Here is a 20,534-nt window from a genome sequence, read left to right as displayed (position 1 = left end):
CCTCCTATAAATTAAAATAAGTACCTCTCAAAGCCTGTTTTGGCTTGAGGTTCCTTTTGTTTGGGATCTTCAATTTTATTTTCTGTAAGCGTTGCAATCTTTTCGTTCATGGCATCGAACATTTCCTTTAGTTCGTCGGACATTTCATGTTTCGCTGTTGCTGTAACTCCTTCGTCTTCTTCAGGTGTCTCAACCATTTCAGGCGCGCGTCTGCTAGATTTACGGTCTGCAAAGCCTTTATTGACTGCTTCATCAGCAGTAAACCAGGTTTCACCAGTAAGCAGTCCATCGAGCTCTGACTTCTCGATGCCTGTGCGTTCGTTGTAGATATCGACTAGGGAACCGTCGATTGTCTCGAGCGCATTGATCGCTTTCTTCAGTTCGACTTTGTCACCCCAAGCGAAAGTGGAGGCCTGGTGAATCATCAGGGAAGACCCTGTATCCATGATCACTTCATCGCCGGCCATCGCAATGATAGAAGCTGCGCTTGCTGCCAAGGCCGTGACTTCTACAGTAACTTTGGACTGATGATTTTTGAGATAGTTGTAGATCTCGATACCTTCAAACACGTCTCCGCCCCCACTATTGATGCGAACCAGAATGTCTGTTTCAACATCGTCGAGCGCGCTGGCAACATCTTGAGCATTAATTGTTTCGGTTTCCATAATCATGTCCCAAAGGCTCGGTTTAGCTACGACGCCGGAGAGCGTGAGAATGTGCTGCCCATCCTGCACTTCATTCTGAAATTTGTACTTCATCCCATTTTTAATGAGCTGCTCCTTCTTCATTCATTCTCACCCCCTCTCGATGTCATTTCATTTACTTGTTGGTAGTTCTTCGTCATGTAGAACTCATCCATTTTTGGATCATCCACCTTATCCTTCCCAGCTTCTTTCCGCACTTCATTCGGCGTAAATGCACCACTGGAAATTAGTTTGTCAATCGCTTCTGCACGTTCAAATATGGATTCTATCGATAGCGGTCGAATGTCTATCCCGTCTCCATTGAGAATTTCTGTTTTCTCGAAGAACGTCGAGTTGAATTCATCTTTGATCTGTTTGACCAGCGGATTGATACAGAAGCGCATGTAATTCTTACTGGCTTCCTTCGTGTCCGCCATGTCACCATAGATCAGTGACTTCGGTATGCTAAGCGCCATGGCGACCTTATCGACAAAGCCATTTGTCGCCTTGTTGATCTCTTCGACAGATTGCGTTTTCGAGTTCCCAGAATGCTCCTTATAATCCATTCCGTCCTGCAAAGGCGCTACTGCAAAAGCATTGTTACGAAATGACTCCGTAATCTTGTTAAGGTAGGATTGAGCTTTCTCCTTCGCATCATCACCCTTGCCCGCAATCATTTTAATTGGTAAAGTGGCACGGATCTGATTGGCGTGCATCTGATGTGCAATCATTCTTCCAAACAGTTCTCCATAGTTTTCGAACAAACCATCGATGATGCCAGACATCTTTTCGTTGGCGTAATCTAAGTAAATGACCTCGCTCATCCGAAAAGTCCGTTTGTATTCATAATTCTTCGCAATAACGTTCTTAAATGTATCTTCAAAAAGTGCATATTCCGTTTGCTCAAATTCGTCTGCAATCAACAGTTCTTCGTCGTCAGTAACTATGACCAAAACTTCATTGTCATAGACAAGCTTGTAGATGAATCTTTGCCAGAATCGGGTGGCGTTCATATTCTTATTCGCTCGATGGTTCAGCAGGTATATCAGGCCATTCCGATTCTCTTCGTCATCGGTAGTCACTTCGAATTTTGATTGACTGATGGTGCTTGCAATTTTATTGATGCAGATTTGTATGGCTAAATTCTTCAAGTACACCTGGTCCGACTTTTCACCCAGAAGCTCAAGATCGTACATCCAATCCAGTTCGCTATTTCGTTTAAATACATCATCTAAAAATCCCAATATTTCACCTCCTAGAACACGAGCTCATCGAGCATAAATTCCGATTCTTCTATGTCCAAATGTTCTGCAGACAGATAAAGCGCATGAATCAGTGCCATAAAGCCATCCGTTTTTCTGCGATGCTCATCCTTTTTCAAATACTCACGATTGCCGTCTTTCTTCACATTTACGTACACGTTCCATGTGTACCAGCGCATGAGTGGATTCTCTCCGTAAATGATTTTATGATTCGCAAACATATCCTCTACACGAGACGATAGGAGCGCGTGACTGGCACGCGGATTGCGTATTGTATTGACTTCAAAGCCTTCCGCTTCAAGTAATGGCCGGATGAACTCCATTTTGTAGTTATCCGCGCATATGATATTGATGCCGGTCTCTTCGCGCATTTCTACAAACCAGTTGACGACGTGGCGCGGATTAATTGATGGCTCTTCCAGAATCGTCAGCAAGCCCTCATGCGCCCACTCTTCAATCGGCGGTTCAAGCTTTGCTGCATCCAGATAGTTTCGTAGCGCAAACGAGTGTGTCTTCCAGATATAGTCGCCGGTATTGTTGTCTTTGAAAAGCGCACCGACTGCAGCAAAGTCGCGAATACTTGCGAAGTCGAGAGAGAAGACCCCAGGCATATATGTCGTATCCGGAATCGGGCGGGCGGTTGCATCCATCTCGTCTTTGCTTGCTACCGATTTCTGCATGTCCACTTCCGGCAGGTTCATACGTTTGGAGATGAATGCCAGGCGGCCACTTGGTGCCCGCTTCAACTTTTTATAATCCCGCATGATCTTGCCTTGAAGTATTCGAGCATAGGATGTATCTTCATCCAGCATCGGGTTTGCCTTCGACCAGAGTTCCGGCTTTTCCATCTCCTTTACATTGTCCAACCGAGAGATGAATGGGAAGAGACGCTCGTCCAAAACTTCTCCTTTGAGTATTGCCATGGACCGTTTAAGCATTTCATCATAGTAGCCTTCGCGCAGTGTACCGTTCGTACCGACCTTGAATTCTCGACCACCGGAGACCTTACCAAGACCACCGGAGAAGACATCCACTATTTCACCATTCTCAAAGAAATGAATTTCGTCATAAAAAATAGCACCCTCACGCCCGCCATCCTTTGTCTTTGCGTTGGATGTGCGGAAGCGCAATGTGCTATTCGTATCATAGTTCCTGATAATGGACTTTTTGTTGTAGTAGATGTCATCCAGACTGTTGTCGTAAATCATCTTGTGCACTTCGTCAAAGCTAGTACGCGCCTGGTCCTCACTGTTGGCCACGATGGATATATCGTAATTCTCAACGCCGTGAAGGTCTGAAATCAGGAACCCACCAAGCGATGATAGGAAGCCGTTCTTGCCGCCGCCCCGACCGATGGTAATGAAGAATTCATCGAAGTATGGTTCGCCGGTATCCTCTTCATACAAAAATATAAAGGGGACGATGAATCTCTGATAGGCAGCTGTCTTGAAGAAGAACTTTTCCGTATATGCGATATAGTCATCAATTTTCTGTTCATCGAAGTACAAGTCGTCGCGCGTCATAATATTTTTTTCGAGATACGCGATCAATAATATTCGTTCTTTGTTGAGTACAATCTTTCCGGTTTTCCAAGCCTTGACATAATCATCGAAAAACCTATGTTGAATCAAGTAACCCACCCTTGCGTCTCTTCGTTGGCCGTTCCTCTTCATTCTCTTTATCTTTCAGCTTGCGATGGAAACCGAAAGATTCTTCGATACTCAACAGTTCTTTGTTCAATTTGATTTTCTGCTCGATGCCAGGGTGGGGTTTTATGAAACGCTGCGCACCATTTTCCGTGACGACCATACGCTTTTGGTTTTCGATATCTTCGTCAATCTCATGGAAGAGTTTCAGAAGCGATATATATCGATCAACTTTATCTGCATGTAGCGTGTTATCTTCGCCGAGTTTTTTTATGAGATACTCGCGCAGGTCTTCAAACTTTGTTTCCGATGGCATGCCCACCCCCCCTGTCTAAAATAAATTTTTTCGTAATTTTCCGCGGAGAAGACCCTCCCACCGGTATCCAGGCCTTCATTTCTTTTCGAAACTTTTGGCCGGGGGTGTGCAGTTCTCTACCACATTTCGTCGTCCCACTTTTTTCGTTTGCTTCTTGCACGACCGTGATGTGCTTCATGACATTCGAAGCAGATGGTGATTAGATTATTATCATCCAGTCGAAGATCCGGTCTGTGTTCCAGCTCTTGAATGTGATGGACAATAAGTATTACTGTCTTCTTACCTTCACTATCACGACGGCCGACATCCATCTTGAGCTTGCCTTCTGCCTTACACCATTGGCACTCGTTGTTATCGCGACCTTTTATATCGTCGCGCTTGCGTCTCCAAGGCATGGAGTTGTAGAAGGCTTTACGATCAGTCAGCTTATTGAAATCGAAGTTCATTCAATCAGTCCCTTGATACCCAGCGACTCACTGGAAGATATGGATCACCTCCGTTGTTTATATTCATTGTATTCAACGATGAGTCATCCCTCCTATTGTGCATAATAAAAAGACGCTCGACTGAGCGTCTTTGACTGATACCATATTCTTATTGCTTATCTGTTGTTGAATCACTTGCAAGAACATTATAACCAGAAAGATAATAAAAATAATAAATGCGTTTCCTATGTCTCCTTTGTATCCTTCTTCTCCTTTATTTCCTTTGTATCCTTTTTGACAGACTGTGCATTAAAGAGCACTATAACAACCTGGTCTATCCGCTCATAGAGATTACGGTTACCTATGTTCAACAGCACCTTGATGCGTTGCTTACTCTCACCCTGCTTGAGCAGCTGCAATATGTGGAAGTTCTTATCACTGTTTATATACTTCTCATGTGTATCAATAAACGACACTTCTTTGATTAGTTTATCTAGCTTCCGACTCTCACGATCATTACGTACGACCATAGATGAAACCTTGTCGCCAGTCTCTCCTTGGCCTTTTGGCATAGATGATTCAATGCCGTATTGTGCAGTGGATGTGCTGTCTGTATCGTAGACTTGAGATTGAATGAGCCGTTTCTTCCAGTGATAGTCGTTTATGATTTGTCTTATGTCGTTTATCAAATACAACGGCGACCATCCTTTCGTATTGGTATATATCATAGAGATGTAATAGAGCGACTGTGAGCGACGTCACATCGCTCCGCTATATTTTTTGGTCATAGTATAACCTTTTCGCTTCACAGTCCCCCAATTGTGAAGCAGAAAGAATATGTTTTATCCTTCGACTTGCTCCATATCCAACGCCACTTGTTCATCCTTCTTATCCTTCTCGACATATCCGCGAGCAGGATCGTACTCCTGTCCCTCAAATATATCGTCATTAATCTTTTCTTCATCCTCGATAAATAGCTCGTCTCTCATATAGAACAACCTATTGAGTTGCTCCAAGACAAACTCATCGTCTCTCTCTTCAAGTGTGAACTTGGGTTTAACTGCCTTCTCAGTAATCGTCGCTTGCATAAGAGCATCCTTATGAGTCCATTCTAGATTAAACGTGAGATGCTTGTCGGTAATGTCCATCTTGTTAAACTTAACCTCGTCGTAATCTACACCGAAAGTTCTTGTGATGAGTTCCTCAGTTTTGCTTATATCTCTCATTTTAGTATCTGCCATTATCTTTATCCCCTTTTCTTTTTATTCGCTTCACGTTTGTTAGCAGCTCTTACCTTTATCAGTGCATCATATTCAATCCACCCAAACCGATCACCCCACTTCTTACTCTTAGCAATCCAGATGATTTGTTTGTCCGGATGGAGATATTCAGCAATCTTGCGTTTCATCTTTGCAGTTTCGGTCGCCATACCTTTAATATCAATGTATACTTCAACGCCGTCACTGTAGAGAATGCGGAAGTCGAGCTTATATACCATCTTCTGTCGCTTCTTGCCGTAGTAGTCATACGCTGGGAATAGATCGAGAACAGGTTGTAGTTCAATTTCTTTGATGATACCTGCTGCCTGCTTGCGTTCAAGTAGCTGATAATATTCAGCTTCTTCGTTGGAATCGAAGATGATGCCTTTGTATTCAACCTTCTTAGTGTTGTAGTAGTCTTTAACTGCCATTTAGTTATCTCCTCTATTTTCTAGCGATTCCATTTCCCAGAAGTTATGGCTAGAAGACGCGTGTTTCACGTTGGCTCTGGCAATCTGATATACGACCGCCTCTATTTCATCCACGAGTAACTCTTCGATGTATGTTCCCCGTACTGGCAGATCGTCTACGCATAAAGGATAAGGAATAACCAAGTCCATATCTTCAGCCATGTTAGCTACGAGCCTTGCCCGTCCTCTGTCCGGACACAGTATATACACCCAATCTTTATTAGACATCTTGATGAGTTCAGTCGTTTTTCCCTTGTTTCTTCCACCACCTATAATCATGACTTATCTCCCCATTTCTCCTCGAAATGATAGTTCATTCTGATGTTTTGAATATTAACTACGATATTTTCATCAGTATCGTAGACATATCCTTCTTCTGTAACAACGCTGTCGAAGTATTCTACGAACTCGTTCCACGCCTTCCCCTTTTTCTCCAGCTCATCAATACGTGCATTTTTTTCTTTAATCGTCTTTTGTTGCTGATCTAGGCGTTCTCCACATGTACCATTGCAGCGGTGAGTATATGCTTCCATTCAACCCACCTCCATCATTCCAGCACGGACCAGACTCTCAGCGACCTTGCGTCGTACTACTTTCTGACCAGCGTTCAAAAGTAGATCAATGTAATGGTCGTTGAACATGCCGAGTGCTTGAATGTCATGCTTCGTGAGTGGCTCGTCATCCATGATCTTATCGACGATGGATTTCTCCTCTACAATAATCATTTATTCTGGACCTCCTATTCGATAATCGTCTCCGTTGAGTACGATTGTTTCGGTGTTTGCCATCATTCGTGAAAAGATACGGCTCAGACCGATACTTGCAGTCATGTCACTACTCTTTAGGTTGGTTGTATAGATGGTGCACTTGCCGTTTCTAGCATCGACCAGGCGGAATATCTCGGACACTTCCCAGTCTGTCATCCGGTTGGCACCGACATCGTCCAAGATAAGCAGTTCTGCATCGACAGCCATCTTGTAGATTGGATAAGTGGTATTCGCGTTATCGAATTCTGCTTTGACCTTGCCCAGGTAATCAGGAAGAGATAGGAATAGCACTTTGTAGTTTTGATCCCGCACGACTTTCCGGATTGCTGCAGCAAGATGTGTTTTGCCTGTCCCTGGTCTACCCTGGAAGTATAGGTTCTGCTTCTTCTTCAGCATTTCGTCAAAGGCTTCTGCATATCGCTTAGATAATTTCAGCGCCCTGGCTTGTGCTTGGTCTGCAGCACGGTAGTCATTAAATGTCTTCTCTGCATAATCACCATGGAGTGCAGATGCTTTTTCATAGGACTTGGCATTGATCGCACGTTGCTTATCATTTGCGTATCGTTTGGCTTCACACCTGCAGCCGGTCTCTTTCTCAGAGCCGTCGTCAAACTTGATAAGTCGCACGTTACCTCGACAGTCTTCGCATTGCCCAAGATGTTCAGAGCCAATAGGCCGTTTGAGTGGCGGTCTGTCTTCTGAGTTGTCTACTGCATGCTGCATAAGGTTTGCTATCTGATGGGATGGATTCTTCATAGTGGACCTCCTAGAATCCGAGTTTCTTCTCTAACTCTTTTTGTTCGTCTGTGAGCGGCTTCTTGCCATTCTTTTTTCGTGCTTGATGTTCCGATAACTTCTGATACGTGTCCTTACCTTCAGACATCCAGTTATCGATAATAGAGAGGAGATAAGGTGCAGTTTTTGCTCCGTTTCTTTCTGCGATATCGATGGCTTCGTGCAAATACTGGATATCATCAATACCACTCATTCGTTGGCTGATAGAGAAACAAGCCTGTGACTTATTCATATTGATGCCACGATCAGACAGGATATCGAATACTTCTTGATTGTGAGAAGGAGAGACATGGTCTTTATCTCTCTCTTTCTCTTTATCTCTTTCTTTATCTAATTCTTCTTCTCTTTCTTTCTCTTCTTCTGTTGCGTGACTGTCACGTGACTTTTGTGACTGTCCTGTGACTTGTCCGTCAGTTTTACTATTACCAAGTTGTTTCTGACGATCCTTTTCACGCTGCTTCTGTTTTCTGATGCGATTCTGTTCTCTGATTTTCTCCATGCCATCAACGTTTTGATGTGTATCCCAATTCTTTATTTTGATTGCATCAGCATCACGTTCAACCATTCCATATCGCTCAAAAACCTGTAATGCATAGCGGACTGTATTTAATGGCCGACCGAAGATTGTTGCCAACTCTTCTTCATTCATCGGTATATTTTCTGTGAGCATGATATAGCCACTCGAGTTTGCTTTACCTGCGTAAGTGAGCAACTTGATCCAGATAACCAGTATGCTGTCTGCATCGGGCATGGCTTCAATCAGTTTAATTTTTTCATTGTCGAACATGTCGACCTTCAGCTTAATCCACTGGATATCAGCCATCTATCTCACCTCCCACCTTTCTTCTGTGCACTTGAAAACTACACGATTGTGTTTGATTCTTTCTCTCGATGATAGAGACGCATAATATCTGATTGTAACTGGACTGAGGTTCAATGCCTCAGCCAGTTCATTTTTAGTACCAGTAGCGACGACACGACCATCTTTATAAAAGTTATAGATCTGAACGACTTCTCCAACGCGTTCAATTGTTTCTATTTTCGGCAGGTGCGAAGCAGGGAACGCAGGTTTCTCCATTTCGATGAGATAATAGAGCTGCCGCTCGGATAGCTTCAGTTTGTCCGATAGATGTTCGACTGTCCCCTTCGCAATCAGTTCCCCGCCGTAGTAGTAGGCGTATAGGCCTTTCCTCCTTGCCATAGATTCACATCCTTGTAATACATTCAGCCTTTTTTATAAGACTTGGTCCAAAGTCATTTGTCCTTTGAATATCTGTTCTTTCCTCGGGAAGAGCAACTCTTTAAATATCGCTTCGAGTACATCTACGACAATGCTATTGCCAGCTTGATGGTACAGTGCGCTGTTCAACATACCAGGGCGACCAGGATGAACACCTAAAGCATTTTGGAAGTCTTTATCCTCAAACCCCATTAATCGCCAACATTCTTTTTCAGTTAGATATCTGAACCGATCATCATCCATTCGAACAACCCCACTGTTGGGTACGCGCATCTGTTTAGTAGTAATCGTATAAACGTAGTCAATCACTTCGTCCAACATACGCCCGCCAAAGATATCTTTGTTTATAGGCATATCTGGCAACCTGCTCACCATCGACGGTTGAGTGACAAAATAATGCTCAGGTACATCCTCTTCTAAAAACTCGCTAATCGGGCGCATTTTCTTGCACTCTAAGTTGTTAAAATTAAAAGGCTTATCATCCAATGTAGATACTGTGAAAATACGTTCCCTGGCCTGTGGTATTCCGAAATCACGTGCATCAAGTATTTCGTAACTATTTCTGTACCCCAACGTTTCCATATCTTTTAAATATCGACTGAAAGCACCTACCATCTTTCCGGACAGAACATTTTTAACGTTTTCCCAAATGACTGCATGCGGCTTCCATCCACCTAACCCTTCAATTATCTTGAGTGTTTCGAACATCAAAGAGCTACGTGTACCATCGGCAATATTCCCGCCATATTGTTTGCCACCTATACTGAAGTCTTGGCAAGGTGATCCGTGAATCAAGATGTCAGGCTTCAGGCTATAACCGACGATGCTTTCAGGTTTGTACCTGTTATCAAACATTGCATTGTAGCTACGTACTGCTTTCTCATTCCATTCAACATAGTCAATTGCTTTATGCTCGATGCCGAGATTAATCAATGCTTTTCGGGGTGCACCGATGCCACCGAATAGCTCCAATATTTTAATCACATCTACTCCGCCCCCGCTATTTTGACCGGCACTCCGGTCACTTTTTGTATTTCGTCCTTGAATCGATTCCGTAGACCATTGTCTTTAGAAATGTGAATCAAATGGATCTCCTTCAACTGGTTCAGGTTGCACTTTTTGAGATATTTTATTGCATTCTCAAGGTTCAGGTGAGATTTCATAATTCGGTTGGCCAGTGCCGGATGCAATGCACCACTATCGACACGCCCCTGCATATAGTCGTAATCATGGTTCACTTCCAGCAGCATGTGCGTAACTTCCGGGAACTTATACTTGATGTAGTACGTATCTGTAGCAAAAAGCAGTTTAGAGCCGTCATCGCTCTTGACAAGATAGCCGCATGGTTCCGCAACATCATGCTGGGTTTCGTAAGGCATGATGACCAGTGATCCGATCCGTGTAGTCTTCCTGTATTTCAGTGTGAAGAGCCTGTGATGATTGAGCTTGAGTGCGTCCTTTGTGCCTGGTGTCATATAGACATTGAGACCGTTCTTTAAATATTCGGCAGTATACTTTGAGTGATCACCATGCTCATGAGTGACGAACACACCTTTGACTCTACGCGTCTGGAACTTGAGCGCCTTCTGCACCTTGTCGAACTTGATTCCGGCTTCTAGTAGGATGGCGGTACTGCTATCCTCTACGAGGTAACAGTTGCCGCTGGACCCGCTGCCTATGGTTTGGATTTTCATTTAGAACGGAGTATCCTCATCATCGAATGACGCTTGCTGCACTTCACCAGTTTCCGGATCATAAGCAGGTGCAGGCTCTTTTTCCGGTTCGGTGTATTTGGCTTCTTCGAAGTCAGGAACGTCTGGTTCTCTTGGAATGTCCAATTCTTCGGTTGCCTGGTTGCCTTCCACTTCGGCATCAAAGACTTCTTTGCGCTGGCGCTTGTCGTATTCCTGGACCTGCTTGGATAGAATACTTTCATCGTCACTGGAGTTTCTCAGTTTTTTGGTCGTGCGATTTATGACTGTTTTCTTTGCCATTTCAACAGGGAATTTTCTGTGCGTACTGTGATCCTTTATATTGCCTTGGTAGACCGTTGGAGATTGCTTCCAGGCTTGCTCGATCTCTTCCCAGGTCATGATATCTGTATAGTTCATACTTTCGTCATCGAACACAACCGTAGCGTAAGCGCCGATGATTTGTTTTGAGTCCCTGTTTCCAAACTTAGTCTTATGCTTAAGATTGACGATCTTACCGTTTTCCGTTTCATACTCCACATCGTCACCTTCAAAGATTACTTGAGCGTTCACTTCTTTGGCTCCAGTGACACGTTTGGTAATCATCATATTTCCGAGGTAAGAAGGCATCATCGTCAGCTTCTGACCATGCACGATGAAGTAGCACTGATTTTTACCTGGGTTCAGTCCGAGTGTCACCATATCCTGAAGTGCATAAGCAACGCTTTCTTTAGTAACGACGTCGAGCGCGCGCTTCTTATCTTTGTCCTGCGTTTCAAGGATTTTCAGCCATGCCTGCTTGATGGCGTTCTCTGCTGAATAGTTTTCCGGCAGATCCAGGTTACCCTGAGCCTGCATCACATGAAGTTTGTTCATTACAGTGTCGGAAATGTTTTTGTCCTCTACAAGTTGCTGTTCTACTTTTTGCAATTTAGTTTTTTCGGTCATTTTAAAAGCTCCTTTATTTGGTATAATTTAGTTAAAATATTTCGAGGTGATATGAATGCGTTTGGATAGTAAATTGATATATCGAATCTTAGAAGAAGCAAGTAATTTTCAATCTCCAGAAATAGATCCTACAGAGTTATGGACAACAATCTCCCAAACATACGGCTACGAAGATGAGCAAGTATTTGGTTACACTTTGAAGAAAATGCACGAAGGTGGTTTGATCACTAATCCTTTTATCAGAACAAAAACACACATTTTAAATCGTGATTTCGAAATCGAATATGAAGGTCACATGTTCTTAAATGCGTTAAATGATGTTCCGAAAGAAAAGCTAAATAAATTCTTCATTGAAACAGCAAAGATGTCTGTTCCTGCTATGCTTCAAGCAGCTAAATCACAATTCGGTCTTTAACTTTAATTTATCGTCCTGTTCGCTAACAATTAACTGAATCTGCTGCGCCGGTACTTCTTTCAACTGAGTCACTGACTCACTGTTGTCAATGAAGATCGGCGCTTCTACGTTGAAATGGTTACTCAATGTCTCAACGATATCCAACCCAACATTGATTCGTGCTGCGTTATTCAACCCACCATCGTAAGTCACGCCATCCACCATAATTTCGCATGTCTCTTTGATGTCTCCATTTACTTGCTGATGGAAGAGCTTGAAACGTGCCAGGTCGAACATCTGGTTCACCTTTTCAGTAATCAGATTGACTTTGGTCTTCGTGAACTCATCGAGCAAATACTGGTCATACTTAAGTTTCTCAATCAGATCGAGCAGGCGTTCTTCTTCTTGGTGGTACTCTTCAATTGATCCTTTAAGACGTTCGGTCGCCTTATGACTGGCCAGTGCCTCGCGTTGCTTGCCGAGATCCGTTTGAATTTTTTGGACGCTCGCTTCGATATCTGCAACCCACTCTTTAACTGCTTCTTCTTCATCACCGAGCTTTGCCTGCAGAACCTCAATATCTGACTGAAGGGCTTTATACCTGTCGTCATCCTCGGCGCGCACGTCGTCTCCTGTGACTTTCTCGAGCTGCTTCTGAACCTTCTCGATTTCCTGCTGAGTATTCGATATTTTGCCGTCGAGGTCAGCAATCTTTGACTTGTTTACTTCAATCGATTGGGCAATGCTTTTTCCGGAATTGACCTTGCGCTCAAGATCTTGATTCAGCTGCTCGAGCTTTCGAGATTTTTTTTGATTAAACTCTGCTTCCGCATGCTCCCTGGCTTCTTGTACCTTATACTTCTGCAGTGGCTGACCACACGTCGGACAAGTATCATCAACGTCCGCTTTAAATTTTTGAATCTCAACCGCGTCTCGTTCCTTTTTAAGCTCACGGTATTCTTCCAGGGCGCGTTCTTTTGAAGTGACCAAGTCCTCGATATCTCTTTCAGTGCGCTGCTTCTGCCCTTTGAAGATATCTATGTCACTCTCGAAGAATGGCACCTCGCGCTGCAGACCGTTCTTCTTGTCTTTAGAACTCCCTTCGATATCACGCTTGAGGGTATCCATCTCGTATTGCTTGTCGGATATCTGGCGTTTGATGTCGAGTGTCGCACCACCGTTTCGGGCTTCACTCTTCTTCTCCTCCAGAACAGATAGCTTACCTTCTAGGCGCTCAATCTCTTGAAGGACCTCGTCAACCTTTAGATTCGATGACTCTTCCTGCAGCTGGTCATTGAGCGTATTTATCTTGACTGGAATATGTTCCAGATTTTCTTTCGCTCTGCTCAGTTGTTCTTTGATGACTTTCTTATGATCCTCTATTTCTCGTTTGCCGATGATATCGAGCAGTGGCTTTAGTTCCTTTGAGGACTCAATGACCTGAATGTCTGATACGCCGCCGGCAATCTCGAACAGCATCTTGCGCTTGTCTTGCCAGTGAAGCTGTGGGAAAGCATCCGGATTGGTGACGAGTTTGAACACCTCTTCGTCGATGATCTTGTTGATTTCGGTTTTGTATTTCGTAACTGCGAATGGGACATCGTCGATATACTGTTTGTTGGTCCTGGAGTTTTTGTAGTGTTTCTTGGTGGAGCCTTCGACCTTCTCGTAGTTAGGATGCGATTCGCGCTGCAACTTAATCTGGTTGCCGTCCATGTCGAAGACTGCTGAGACGGTTGGGACACGTTCGTGGATATGGTGGTTGTGTTCATCCTTCGGGACAATGTCTATCTTTTGTCCTTCAAGACCCTTGTCGAAGAGCAGCCAATTGATTGCGACTGCAGTGGTGGTTTTACCTGTAGCATTATCCCCAAAAATCTTGGCATCCTTACCATCGAACTGGAAGGATTCTTCTTTAATGCCGGCGAAGTCTTTGATCGTGAGTTCATATAATTTCAATTTCATCTATACGCGCTCCTTTATTTCGTGATATAGTGTTGTTGATTATTTTTCTGACGCACCTATTGCCGTAGGTGTGTTTTTTATTTGAGTCCATTACCTTCATATTTTGCAAAGAAGGAGTTAATTTCTTTTCCGCAGTCCTTGCAGATTTGATAGCGTCGCTCTCCGTTTAGTGCAGAGAAGTGACTTGCACCAACCTTTTTAAACCAACCATTATTTTTATGGCTACAAAAGAACTGTCCGATTCTCCCTTTTTGTTTAATCCCCATCTACCTCACTCCCTCCAGCTGATGTCCAGGTATGCTGATCGTCTTTTCACCGGTGTAGAAAATAGCATGACCAGTCTTGGTGTAAGTCTGTAGCTCACCGTTCTGGAAGAGTTCGACTGACTTGATCTTATTGCGCTTGTCCCGATTTACCTTGTGCAATTCGAAATGTTCCAGTGTGCCAGTGTCAGCGTTTAGTGCTTCTATTTCTTTAAGCACGCTCTACCTCCCCTGCCCCCATCGTTCTTTTAGTTCTGCGTATTTCGTTTCTGACTCCTCCAGCTGTGACCGTAACTTTGCATTCTCTTTTTCTGATTCGTAGTAATCAGATTTATTCTGTTTGCTCTCTTCTTTAAGCTCAGTGATTCGATCTCTCATTCTGTCGTAGCTCTCCAGGGATATGGTCACTGTATCGACTGCCATCAGTATTCAGTCCCTCCAGAAAGTATTTTGTTTCGGATGCGCTCGCTTTCTTGCTCTTGCTTCCTGAATGCACGGTGCTGTCTTAGTGATAGAATGGGTTCTCCTGCTTCTATATCGTGGTATTCAATCCCACCTAATCGAACATTTTCTTTTTTGCTACGTTTCGCTAGGTATGCAATGCTTGCTGCAACAACTGCCAGTGTGATTAGTTTTTTCATCGGCTCGTCCTCCTAATAAATTGAATAGTTTTCACTCAGTATTTCTTTCGCACTCTCGCCGGTCTCATATCCCCACTGAATTCTATCGGCAAGCAACTCTCCTGACATGTCGTAATCAGCACCGCAGGAACAACAGTTGGTGAAACGGCTACACTCTACTTCTTCCTGGCAGTTATCGCAGTTGATGAACAGGACATTTCTTGTCACTAATCTGCCGAGCTCATTTACCATTTGAATGTTTTCATATCTCACTTATCTCACCTCCCTTAATTTGCTGACCTTAACTTCCATGCTGCAGACTTCGAAGGTCGCTTTGCATGTCTTGCAATAACCTGTGAAATAGATCAGCGATTGCTTGCTCGGTTTAACGCCAAGACCCCGGTGACATTTAGGACAGTTCGTGATGTGTGTCATTTCTCCAGCCGCTTTCGTTCGTTGAGCCATATGACCGAAGTAATGACAGCAAGAATGAAGCTGAGTGCTACCAAGCCATTCGGCTGAAGTACTTCCGAAATAAATAGCATGAACAGGACACCAGCGAGCATAAACGGTACGTAGTCGAGTCTGTCCATTACAGTCACCTTCTTTCCAGTTCTCTAAGGATCGACTCCAATTTCTTCAATCCTTTAGTGACGTGGATGTAATACTTGTTGCCCGCCCGATAAACACATTCTTTAAAATTTGGATGCCCTAGCACGTTGTCGCGGAACCAGGTCCCTCTCATACCGCTGATGCTGAGGAACTCATTGATGGTTGCGTACTCCTGATATACACGTTCTTCTTGCTTCGGCAGTGCGTCTTTCACAGCTTCTTGAATTAGTGTGCGGAAGGCTTGTTCGTCTAACAGCATTTAAGTCACCCAACTTCCTGTTCAATCATAGGCAAATGTTCATTGTCTTTGAGCAGAACGTAGAGGAAGAGCCTGCCCTTTTGCGTCCACTTAGTATTCATCTTGATTGAAGTAGTACCATCACTGTGAATGACCTCAACAGGTTCAGAGGACGTATAACCTTTATCTTGGTATTTGGCATATAAGAACCATTGATTTGATTGTTTATACTGAACACCCAGTTCGTTTAATAGTTTGTTCATTGCTTGCGATGACATGCCGTAGTCCTTAGCAATAGAAGTCATTGTAATGAGGCTTTTGTTCTTTAAAATAATGTCGTAGTAAGTGGCTTTGGGTTCAAGTTCTTTTAAACGCTGCTCTGCGATTAATCGCTGGTGTTTTTCCTGTTTATAGTTCTCCAGTAATTGTATGGCCGTGTCTGGGTCACTAAGCATCGACTCAACAGTATGAGGTGTAGCGTGCATTCCGTGTTTCCGTATATCTGGGAGCACTTCTGATGTGACCCATCGTTTGAAACGTTTAGCAGAATCCAACTTGCTTGAAAATATCAAACTGTATAGGCCGGATTCGTTAATGAGTGTCATATTTCTGTTTTGACCTGATGCACTAATTTGGTGCATCAGCTTATCTTCATCGTCCACGTGCTTTCTTATTGCATTGTCTGGCCTGGTATATCCAAGTACATCTGCAACATCTTTACCTACAAAGTAAGGCACATTTTCGACAACTACAGTTCTTACGTTCTGATTTTCAAAATCGAATATTTTTAATTCATTCATCACATGTACACCCCTTCATCCATTTTCAAGATCTCTACAATTTGTTTTCTACGCTTAATTGATTTGCGATGTCCTTTGAGAATGTCGTTTAAATGACCAACTGAAATATCCATTTCATTAGCAAGAGACTTAGCAGTTTTGTCTCGAATAATCAACGCGATCTTAACCTTCTTATGAAAGTCTAGTTGTGCGTACACTTTTGCAATATCCATGTCCTACCTCCTTTTAAAATACTTTTTGGATAATTATTGATTTATTTTATCCAATATGATATTTTTAAAGCATAGTTAAATAAGCATACAAATAGACCTATACTATTTGTAATACGTTGGGGAACGTGGTTTATTAAACTAATAACAATGGCACTATCTGTTGCCATTCAACTAAGCTAACCAAAGTATATTATCCTATTGGATATTTGTCAAATATAATTATCCAATAATATATTTTGTTGAAGGAGATCAATATGAATATCGTACAAAGAATTAGGAATTTATGTAGTAATCAAGGAATTACTGTAGCTGAACTAGAAAGGCGGATTGAGCTATCTAACGGGCAAATCTCAAAATGGGGGAAACAGAAGCCTGGGATAGATAAGGTTTCTAAAGTTGCTGATTACTTCGACGTATCTATTGATTATCTATTAGGCAGAGAATTAAAAAAAGAAGAACAAACTTTTATTGACCATAAAATTAATCCTGATAGTGCATTTTTCCGATCATTATTGAATGAATACGAATTAGAAAGCGAAGAAGCAAGTGAGATTAAGGATGAGTTGGAAGACTATCTGAAAATTAGAGCAGACAGATTGAAAAGGAGACGTAAATGATAAGCCTCGAAACACCTCTTCATATAATTACAGCCGAGAGTCTCGCAAGAAAATTAATAAAAAGAGACGAATTAGACGTTAAGTTTTTCAAAGCCTCTAATTACTTTAAAGAAATTTTTGATCACTTCGACTGCGAAGTCATAAACTTTCCTATGAATACTAGAATTTCTGGTATGACTCAGAAAGATGAATTAGGTCTATCGGTCATGATTAACCCTAAAATCCCGACGGGGATGATTAATTTTACGTACGCTCATGAGATTGCTCATATAGTACTGCACATTGATAATGGTATTAAGCCTGAGATAGACACTAGCAAAACAACTTCTTTTAAAAGTAGAAATAAAATTGAAGTAGAGGCAAATCAGTTTGCTGCACAATTTTTAATACCAGATATTGCGTTGAAAAATCAAGTGCTTTCAGGTTATACACTCTACAACATAAAATACTACTCCAATGTCTCTGTTGATGTAATTAAATGGAGGTTAATCAATGTATTAAAAAAAGAACACGGTCTTCACAACGATGATGCAATTATCGTTTTTAATAATTATAAAGATTGTAGAACTCATGATGAGGTAAGAAGATCAGAACTTCGTGAGGCTATGCACGCTTTAAAAGTCTGATTAAAGTTGATATTTTTTGGGACAAAAGATTAGTGCGAGGAAATTTTTAAATAAAAATAACCACCTTGCCCGCCAAGACTGAGTGGTTAATGAAAAGCTGTAGCCTTTCAAAATTATTTTAACATGAAAGGGAGTCATTAATATGGAATACGAATATGGAGTAGCGAAAATTATCGATAATTATACACTTGTTATATCTGGTGGTGAGTTAGATGGTATCCGCAAGGGTGACACCGTGAAAATATTGGATCAAAGCGGAATAACTATTAACAACCCATATAGCGGAAAAGACTTAGGACAACTGCCACGCATAAAACAAGAACTAATAGTCGAACGAGTTTATGACGAATTTAGTATTTGTACAACACTAACTGAAACCTCTTATTCCACACTTGACTCGATGACAATGGCCAACAAAAAAGCTTACGGAATCCTTAATAACTTTAATGAGACTAAAGAAGTTAAGAAGAGATTAAATATTGACTCTATTGAACCTGTAGATCTTGGTAGTAATAATGTAATAAAAGTTGGTGATCCAGTTGTCATTGAAAAATAAATATGTTAGTATAAAAGTAATCGAAATAGTCGACCCAAGTCGACCTGGGGACCCCGAAGGTTACTGTAATCTAGTAGCTTTCGGGGTTATCTCATTTTCTGGAGGAAAAAATGGGCAAATTTAAAGATACATCAGATATTTTTGACTCTCTCATTCCAGAGAATAAAATAAACGTGAAGGATGAAAAAACTGCTAGATTCATCATTGACACATACGGCTACTATAACGTTATTAACGCGTATAGGGACTTGCTCAAAGATAATGAAAAAGAATTCGAATACTTTTATAATCTGTTTCAATTTGATCAAGCTTTAAAAAGCATAGTACTAAAATATATTCTCTTAATCGAAACTCACTACAAACACGTATTGTCTAAAGCCTTATCTGAAGAAATTGGAGAAAGTGTGAGACAGTACTTGAACGTGAAAAATTACAAAGGTTCAGCTAAGTCAAACTTATCTAAAGCAGTTAATAAAATTAATTTTAATGAAAAACCTATGTCTTCTTATACGAGTGAAAAGCAAGGAATAGATTTTCCTCCTTGGATATTTCTTAAAAGCCTGCCGTTTGGCAACTCTATTAAAATTTATACTATCTCTAAAGCCGATATAAAAGACAGAGTTGCTAACGAAATGATCACTAATACTAAGGGATTTAAAATAGACGATAAGAAAAGAATCTTTATTGATAACATTGAGTTTTTGAGACAATATCGCAATAAATTAGCTCATGGAAATAGGTTAATTAATCATAAGGTCAAGAAAAAGCTGAATTATAACGATTGCCAAAAGTTATCTAAAACTAGATATGTCTCAATAGAGCAGTTTAAGAAAGGTATTGGAGAATCAGATTTGCTAGCCCTATTTTACTCAATTATGATATTAACAAAATCTATAGAGCAACAAGATAAATTTCTAACAGAACTATTCTCCCTTTTCGAGGATTATGAGGTAGTGGACAATCAAAAATTCATTGATATCATACTTAAAGTTTCTAACTTACCAAACAATTTTCAAGATATTATGTTGGATGCTAGGATTATTTGGAGATGATTTAACTAGCTATATAATTGGAGGGAACACGTGAGAATTTACAAAAGAGATAATAAGTGGGCTTACGACATTCATGTGGACGACAAGCGTAAGAGGAAAAGCGGGTTTAGCACAAAGAAAGATGCGACAGCTGCAGCACGTAAGTTGCTAAACGATTACGAACAAGGACTGCAGTTAGATCACTCTCTTATTTTTAAAGATTTTTATATGGAATGGGTGAATGTCCATAAACGCCCTCATATAAGTAAAAGTTCTTACAAATGGTATATCAATGCATTGAATATATTCACTGAAGAGTTTGGAGAGCACAAGCAACTTAAAGATGTTAGAAAGAATGATTATCAACGGCTGCTGAATAAGTATGGAGCAAAGCGAACTCAAGAATCTACGCGTAAACTGAACAACTGTTTAAAGGCTGCCTTCAACCATGCACATGATGAAGGTATTATTGCCAGGAACCCCGCTAAGGGCGCAGTAGCAAAAGGAAAGAAACCGACCGCCAGTGAAGATTCTAAGTATCTCAGTCGCACGCACTTTGAAAAACTAAAAGATTATGTAAAAACGAAAGACGATACGTCTTATTTAGTAATTTATGTGCTAATGATTACTGGTGCACGTTTCAGCGAAGTGGCCGATATGAAATACACAGATCTTCGGATGGATAACAGGATTCATTTACCAGGAACTAAAAGTGACACTGCAGATCGTCTCGTCCCGGCCAGTAAGAAAGATATTGTCTTCATCAAGCAGCGCCTGGATCGGCATCCAATTAAAATTACAGGGTCGCCCTTCTCCATCTCGCATACTGCAGCTCAAAAAGCATTGAGGCACGCACAAAAACAAATTGGTATTCCGGAAGATAAGTGGATTACGTTGCATGGATTGAGGCACACGTTCTGCTCTATTATGTTGGACCAGGGCATTATGCTATCGACCATGAGTAAAAGATTGGGACACGCGAATGTGGAGATTACACAGAAAGTTTATGCACATCTGCTTGAAGAAAGAGAGCTTGAGGATGATAAAAAGATGGTGGAATATTTAGAAGCGAATTAAAAATGGCACAAAAAAGGCACA

33 protein-coding genes are annotated in these 20,534 nt (G+C 41.7%); 6 read left to right on the top strand and 27 right to left on the bottom strand.

Annotated features, from left to right (window positions below):
* Nucleotides 1-11 precede the first annotated feature (11 nt).
* The 17 genes from ACFOJ8_RS03020 to ACFOJ8_RS02940 form a co-directional block, all read right to left on the bottom strand.
* On the bottom strand, nucleotides 12-788 hold the full coding sequence (locus tag ACFOJ8_RS03020) for a head maturation protease, ClpP-related (protein ID WP_380653125.1): 777 nt from the start codon (nucleotides 786-788) through the stop codon (nucleotides 12-14).
* The gene (locus tag ACFOJ8_RS03015) at nucleotides 785-1,927 is read right to left on the bottom strand and encodes a phage portal protein (RefSeq protein ID WP_380653122.1); all 1,143 of its coding nucleotides are present in this window, start codon (nucleotides 1,925-1,927) and stop codon (nucleotides 785-787) included. The genes ACFOJ8_RS03020 and ACFOJ8_RS03015 overlap by 4 nt, the downstream gene beginning before the upstream one ends.
* Nucleotides 1,928-1,938: 11 nt before the next feature.
* Nucleotides 1,939-3,576, bottom strand: a complete 1,638-nt coding sequence (locus ACFOJ8_RS03010; protein ID WP_380653119.1) for a terminase TerL endonuclease subunit — start codon at nucleotides 3,574-3,576, stop codon at nucleotides 1,939-1,941.
* Nucleotides 3,563-3,907: a terminase gene (locus ACFOJ8_RS03005; protein ID WP_380653116.1), complete on the bottom strand. Its 345-nt coding sequence runs from the start codon at nucleotides 3,905-3,907 to the stop codon at nucleotides 3,563-3,565. Before ACFOJ8_RS03005 ends, ACFOJ8_RS03010 begins: the two co-directional genes overlap by 14 nt.
* Before the next feature lie 116 nt (nucleotides 3,908-4,023).
* Complete coding sequence (locus tag ACFOJ8_RS03000) at nucleotides 4,024-4,353, bottom strand: HNH endonuclease (protein ID WP_380653113.1); 330 nt, start codon at nucleotides 4,351-4,353, stop codon at nucleotides 4,024-4,026.
* 224 nt (nucleotides 4,354-4,577) lie between these two features.
* The gene (locus ACFOJ8_RS02995; protein WP_380659879.1) at nucleotides 4,578-5,021 is read right to left on the bottom strand and encodes a hypothetical protein; all 444 of its coding nucleotides are present in this window, start codon (nucleotides 5,019-5,021) and stop codon (nucleotides 4,578-4,580) included.
* Nucleotides 5,022-5,174: 153 nt separating this feature from the next.
* Nucleotides 5,175-5,573 (bottom strand): hypothetical protein, encoded by a 399-nt coding sequence (locus ACFOJ8_RS02990; protein WP_380653107.1) that lies wholly within the window; start codon nucleotides 5,571-5,573, stop codon nucleotides 5,175-5,177.
* 5 nt (nucleotides 5,574-5,578) lie between these two features.
* Complete coding sequence (locus ACFOJ8_RS02985) at nucleotides 5,579-6,022, bottom strand: DUF1064 domain-containing protein (RefSeq protein ID WP_380653104.1); 444 nt, start codon at nucleotides 6,020-6,022, stop codon at nucleotides 5,579-5,581.
* Nucleotides 6,023-6,340, bottom strand: a complete 318-nt coding sequence (locus ACFOJ8_RS02980) for a hypothetical protein (RefSeq protein WP_380653101.1) — start codon at nucleotides 6,338-6,340, stop codon at nucleotides 6,023-6,025.
* Nucleotides 6,337-6,594 carry a hypothetical protein gene (locus ACFOJ8_RS02975; RefSeq protein ID WP_380653099.1) on the bottom strand — a complete coding sequence of 86 codons (258 nt, stop codon included), beginning with the start codon at nucleotides 6,592-6,594 and terminating at the stop codon, nucleotides 6,337-6,339. Before ACFOJ8_RS02975 ends, ACFOJ8_RS02980 begins: the two co-directional genes overlap by 4 nt.
* Nucleotides 6,595-6,786 (bottom strand): hypothetical protein, encoded by a 192-nt coding sequence (locus ACFOJ8_RS02970; protein WP_380653096.1) that lies wholly within the window; start codon nucleotides 6,784-6,786, stop codon nucleotides 6,595-6,597.
* Nucleotides 6,787-7,584 carry an ATP-binding protein gene (locus tag ACFOJ8_RS02965; RefSeq protein WP_380653093.1) on the bottom strand — a complete coding sequence of 266 codons (798 nt, stop codon included), beginning with the start codon at nucleotides 7,582-7,584 and terminating at the stop codon, nucleotides 6,787-6,789. It abuts the gene before it with no gap.
* Nucleotides 7,585-7,594: 10 nt separating this feature from the next.
* The gene (locus tag ACFOJ8_RS02960; protein ID WP_380653090.1) at nucleotides 7,595-8,446 is read right to left on the bottom strand and encodes a phage replisome organizer N-terminal domain-containing protein; all 852 of its coding nucleotides are present in this window, start codon (nucleotides 8,444-8,446) and stop codon (nucleotides 7,595-7,597) included.
* On the bottom strand, nucleotides 8,447-8,824 hold the full coding sequence (locus ACFOJ8_RS02955; protein WP_380653087.1) for a hypothetical protein: 378 nt from the start codon (nucleotides 8,822-8,824) through the stop codon (nucleotides 8,447-8,449).
* A gap of 33 nt (nucleotides 8,825-8,857) precedes the next feature.
* Nucleotides 8,858-9,847, bottom strand: coding sequence for a DNA cytosine methyltransferase (locus tag ACFOJ8_RS02950; protein ID WP_380653084.1), 990 nt, complete (start codon nucleotides 9,845-9,847; stop codon nucleotides 8,858-8,860).
* 2 nt (nucleotides 9,848-9,849) lie between these two features.
* A complete protein-coding gene (locus tag ACFOJ8_RS02945) occupies nucleotides 9,850-10,557 on the bottom strand; it encodes an MBL fold metallo-hydrolase (RefSeq protein ID WP_380653081.1) in 708 nt (235 codons plus the stop codon).
* Nucleotides 10,558-11,502: a recombinase RecT gene (locus ACFOJ8_RS02940; RefSeq protein WP_380653078.1), complete on the bottom strand. Its 945-nt coding sequence runs from the start codon at nucleotides 11,500-11,502 to the stop codon at nucleotides 10,558-10,560.
* 55 nt (nucleotides 11,503-11,557) lie between these two features.
* On the opposite strand from ACFOJ8_RS02940, the gene ACFOJ8_RS02935 reads away from it, so the two are divergent.
* Nucleotides 11,558-11,917 carry a hypothetical protein gene (locus tag ACFOJ8_RS02935; RefSeq protein ID WP_380653075.1) on the top strand — a complete coding sequence of 120 codons (360 nt, stop codon included), beginning with the start codon at nucleotides 11,558-11,560 and terminating at the stop codon, nucleotides 11,915-11,917.
* Here the strand turns inward: ACFOJ8_RS02935 and ACFOJ8_RS02930 are convergent.
* The 10 genes from ACFOJ8_RS02930 to ACFOJ8_RS02885 all read right to left on the bottom strand — a co-directional run bounded on the left by ACFOJ8_RS02930 (nucleotide 11,900) and on the right by ACFOJ8_RS02885 (nucleotide 16,606).
* Nucleotides 11,900-13,861 (bottom strand): AAA family ATPase, encoded by a 1,962-nt coding sequence (locus tag ACFOJ8_RS02930; RefSeq protein ID WP_380653072.1) that lies wholly within the window; start codon nucleotides 13,859-13,861, stop codon nucleotides 11,900-11,902. The genes ACFOJ8_RS02935 and ACFOJ8_RS02930 overlap by 18 nt on opposite strands.
* A 77-nt stretch (nucleotides 13,862-13,938) precedes the next feature.
* Entirely contained in the window at nucleotides 13,939-14,127 is a 189-nt protein-coding gene (locus ACFOJ8_RS02925) for a hypothetical protein (RefSeq protein WP_380653069.1), read from the bottom strand.
* Nucleotides 14,128-14,343 (bottom strand): hypothetical protein, encoded by a 216-nt coding sequence (locus ACFOJ8_RS02920; protein ID WP_380653066.1) that lies wholly within the window; start codon nucleotides 14,341-14,343, stop codon nucleotides 14,128-14,130. It abuts the gene before it with no gap.
* Between the two features lie 3 nt (nucleotides 14,344-14,346).
* Nucleotides 14,347-14,547 (bottom strand): hypothetical protein, encoded by a 201-nt coding sequence (locus ACFOJ8_RS02915; protein WP_380653064.1) that lies wholly within the window; start codon nucleotides 14,545-14,547, stop codon nucleotides 14,347-14,349.
* Nucleotides 14,547-14,765, bottom strand: coding sequence for a hypothetical protein (locus ACFOJ8_RS02910; protein WP_380653061.1), 219 nt, complete (start codon nucleotides 14,763-14,765; stop codon nucleotides 14,547-14,549). Before ACFOJ8_RS02910 ends, ACFOJ8_RS02915 begins: the two co-directional genes overlap by 1 nt.
* 12 nt (nucleotides 14,766-14,777) lie before the next feature.
* Nucleotides 14,778-15,017 (bottom strand): hypothetical protein, encoded by a 240-nt coding sequence (locus ACFOJ8_RS02905; protein ID WP_380653059.1) that lies wholly within the window; start codon nucleotides 15,015-15,017, stop codon nucleotides 14,778-14,780.
* Nucleotides 15,018-15,175: 158 nt separating this feature from the next.
* Nucleotides 15,176-15,337, bottom strand: coding sequence for a hypothetical protein (locus tag ACFOJ8_RS02900; RefSeq protein ID WP_380653057.1), 162 nt, complete (start codon nucleotides 15,335-15,337; stop codon nucleotides 15,176-15,178).
* A 5-nt stretch (nucleotides 15,338-15,342) separates the two neighbouring features.
* Complete coding sequence (locus tag ACFOJ8_RS02895; RefSeq protein WP_380653055.1) at nucleotides 15,343-15,615, bottom strand: hypothetical protein; 273 nt, start codon at nucleotides 15,613-15,615, stop codon at nucleotides 15,343-15,345.
* 5 nt (nucleotides 15,616-15,620) lie between these two features.
* Nucleotides 15,621-16,394, bottom strand: coding sequence for a phage antirepressor (locus ACFOJ8_RS02890; RefSeq protein ID WP_380653052.1), 774 nt, complete (start codon nucleotides 16,392-16,394; stop codon nucleotides 15,621-15,623).
* The gene (locus tag ACFOJ8_RS02885) at nucleotides 16,394-16,606 is read right to left on the bottom strand and encodes a hypothetical protein (RefSeq protein WP_380653050.1); all 213 of its coding nucleotides are present in this window, start codon (nucleotides 16,604-16,606) and stop codon (nucleotides 16,394-16,396) included. Before ACFOJ8_RS02885 ends, ACFOJ8_RS02890 begins: the two co-directional genes overlap by 1 nt.
* Before the next feature lie 254 nt (nucleotides 16,607-16,860).
* Between ACFOJ8_RS02885 and ACFOJ8_RS02880 the strand changes: the two genes are divergently transcribed.
* The 5 genes from ACFOJ8_RS02880 to ACFOJ8_RS02860 all read left to right on the top strand — a co-directional run bounded on the left by ACFOJ8_RS02880 (nucleotide 16,861) and on the right by ACFOJ8_RS02860 (nucleotide 20,513).
* On the top strand, nucleotides 16,861-17,223 hold the full coding sequence (locus ACFOJ8_RS02880) for a helix-turn-helix domain-containing protein (RefSeq protein WP_380653048.1): 363 nt from the start codon (nucleotides 16,861-16,863) through the stop codon (nucleotides 17,221-17,223).
* A complete protein-coding gene (locus ACFOJ8_RS02875; protein ID WP_380653046.1) occupies nucleotides 17,220-17,849 on the top strand; it encodes an ImmA/IrrE family metallo-endopeptidase in 630 nt (209 codons plus the stop codon). Before ACFOJ8_RS02880 ends, ACFOJ8_RS02875 begins: the two co-directional genes overlap by 4 nt.
* Before the next feature lie 142 nt (nucleotides 17,850-17,991).
* A complete protein-coding gene (locus ACFOJ8_RS02870) occupies nucleotides 17,992-18,405 on the top strand; it encodes a hypothetical protein (RefSeq protein ID WP_380653043.1) in 414 nt (137 codons plus the stop codon).
* A 110-nt stretch (nucleotides 18,406-18,515) separates the two neighbouring features.
* Nucleotides 18,516-19,457, top strand: coding sequence for an Abi family protein (locus ACFOJ8_RS02865; RefSeq protein ID WP_380653040.1), 942 nt, complete (start codon nucleotides 18,516-18,518; stop codon nucleotides 19,455-19,457).
* A 30-nt stretch (nucleotides 19,458-19,487) separates the two neighbouring features.
* Nucleotides 19,488-20,513: a tyrosine-type recombinase/integrase gene (locus ACFOJ8_RS02860; RefSeq protein WP_380653037.1), complete on the top strand. Its 1,026-nt coding sequence runs from the start codon at nucleotides 19,488-19,490 to the stop codon at nucleotides 20,511-20,513.
* The last annotated feature ends 21 nt before the right edge of the window (nucleotides 20,514-20,534 follow it).

The organism is Salinicoccus sesuvii (assembly GCF_042648145.1).
In the GTDB taxonomy this organism is placed as follows: Bacteria; Bacillota; Bacilli; order Staphylococcales; family Salinicoccaceae; genus Salinicoccus; species Salinicoccus sesuvii.
The sequence above is the reverse complement of the archived record's forward strand: the minus strand, read 5'-3'. Positions and strand labels throughout refer to the sequence as shown.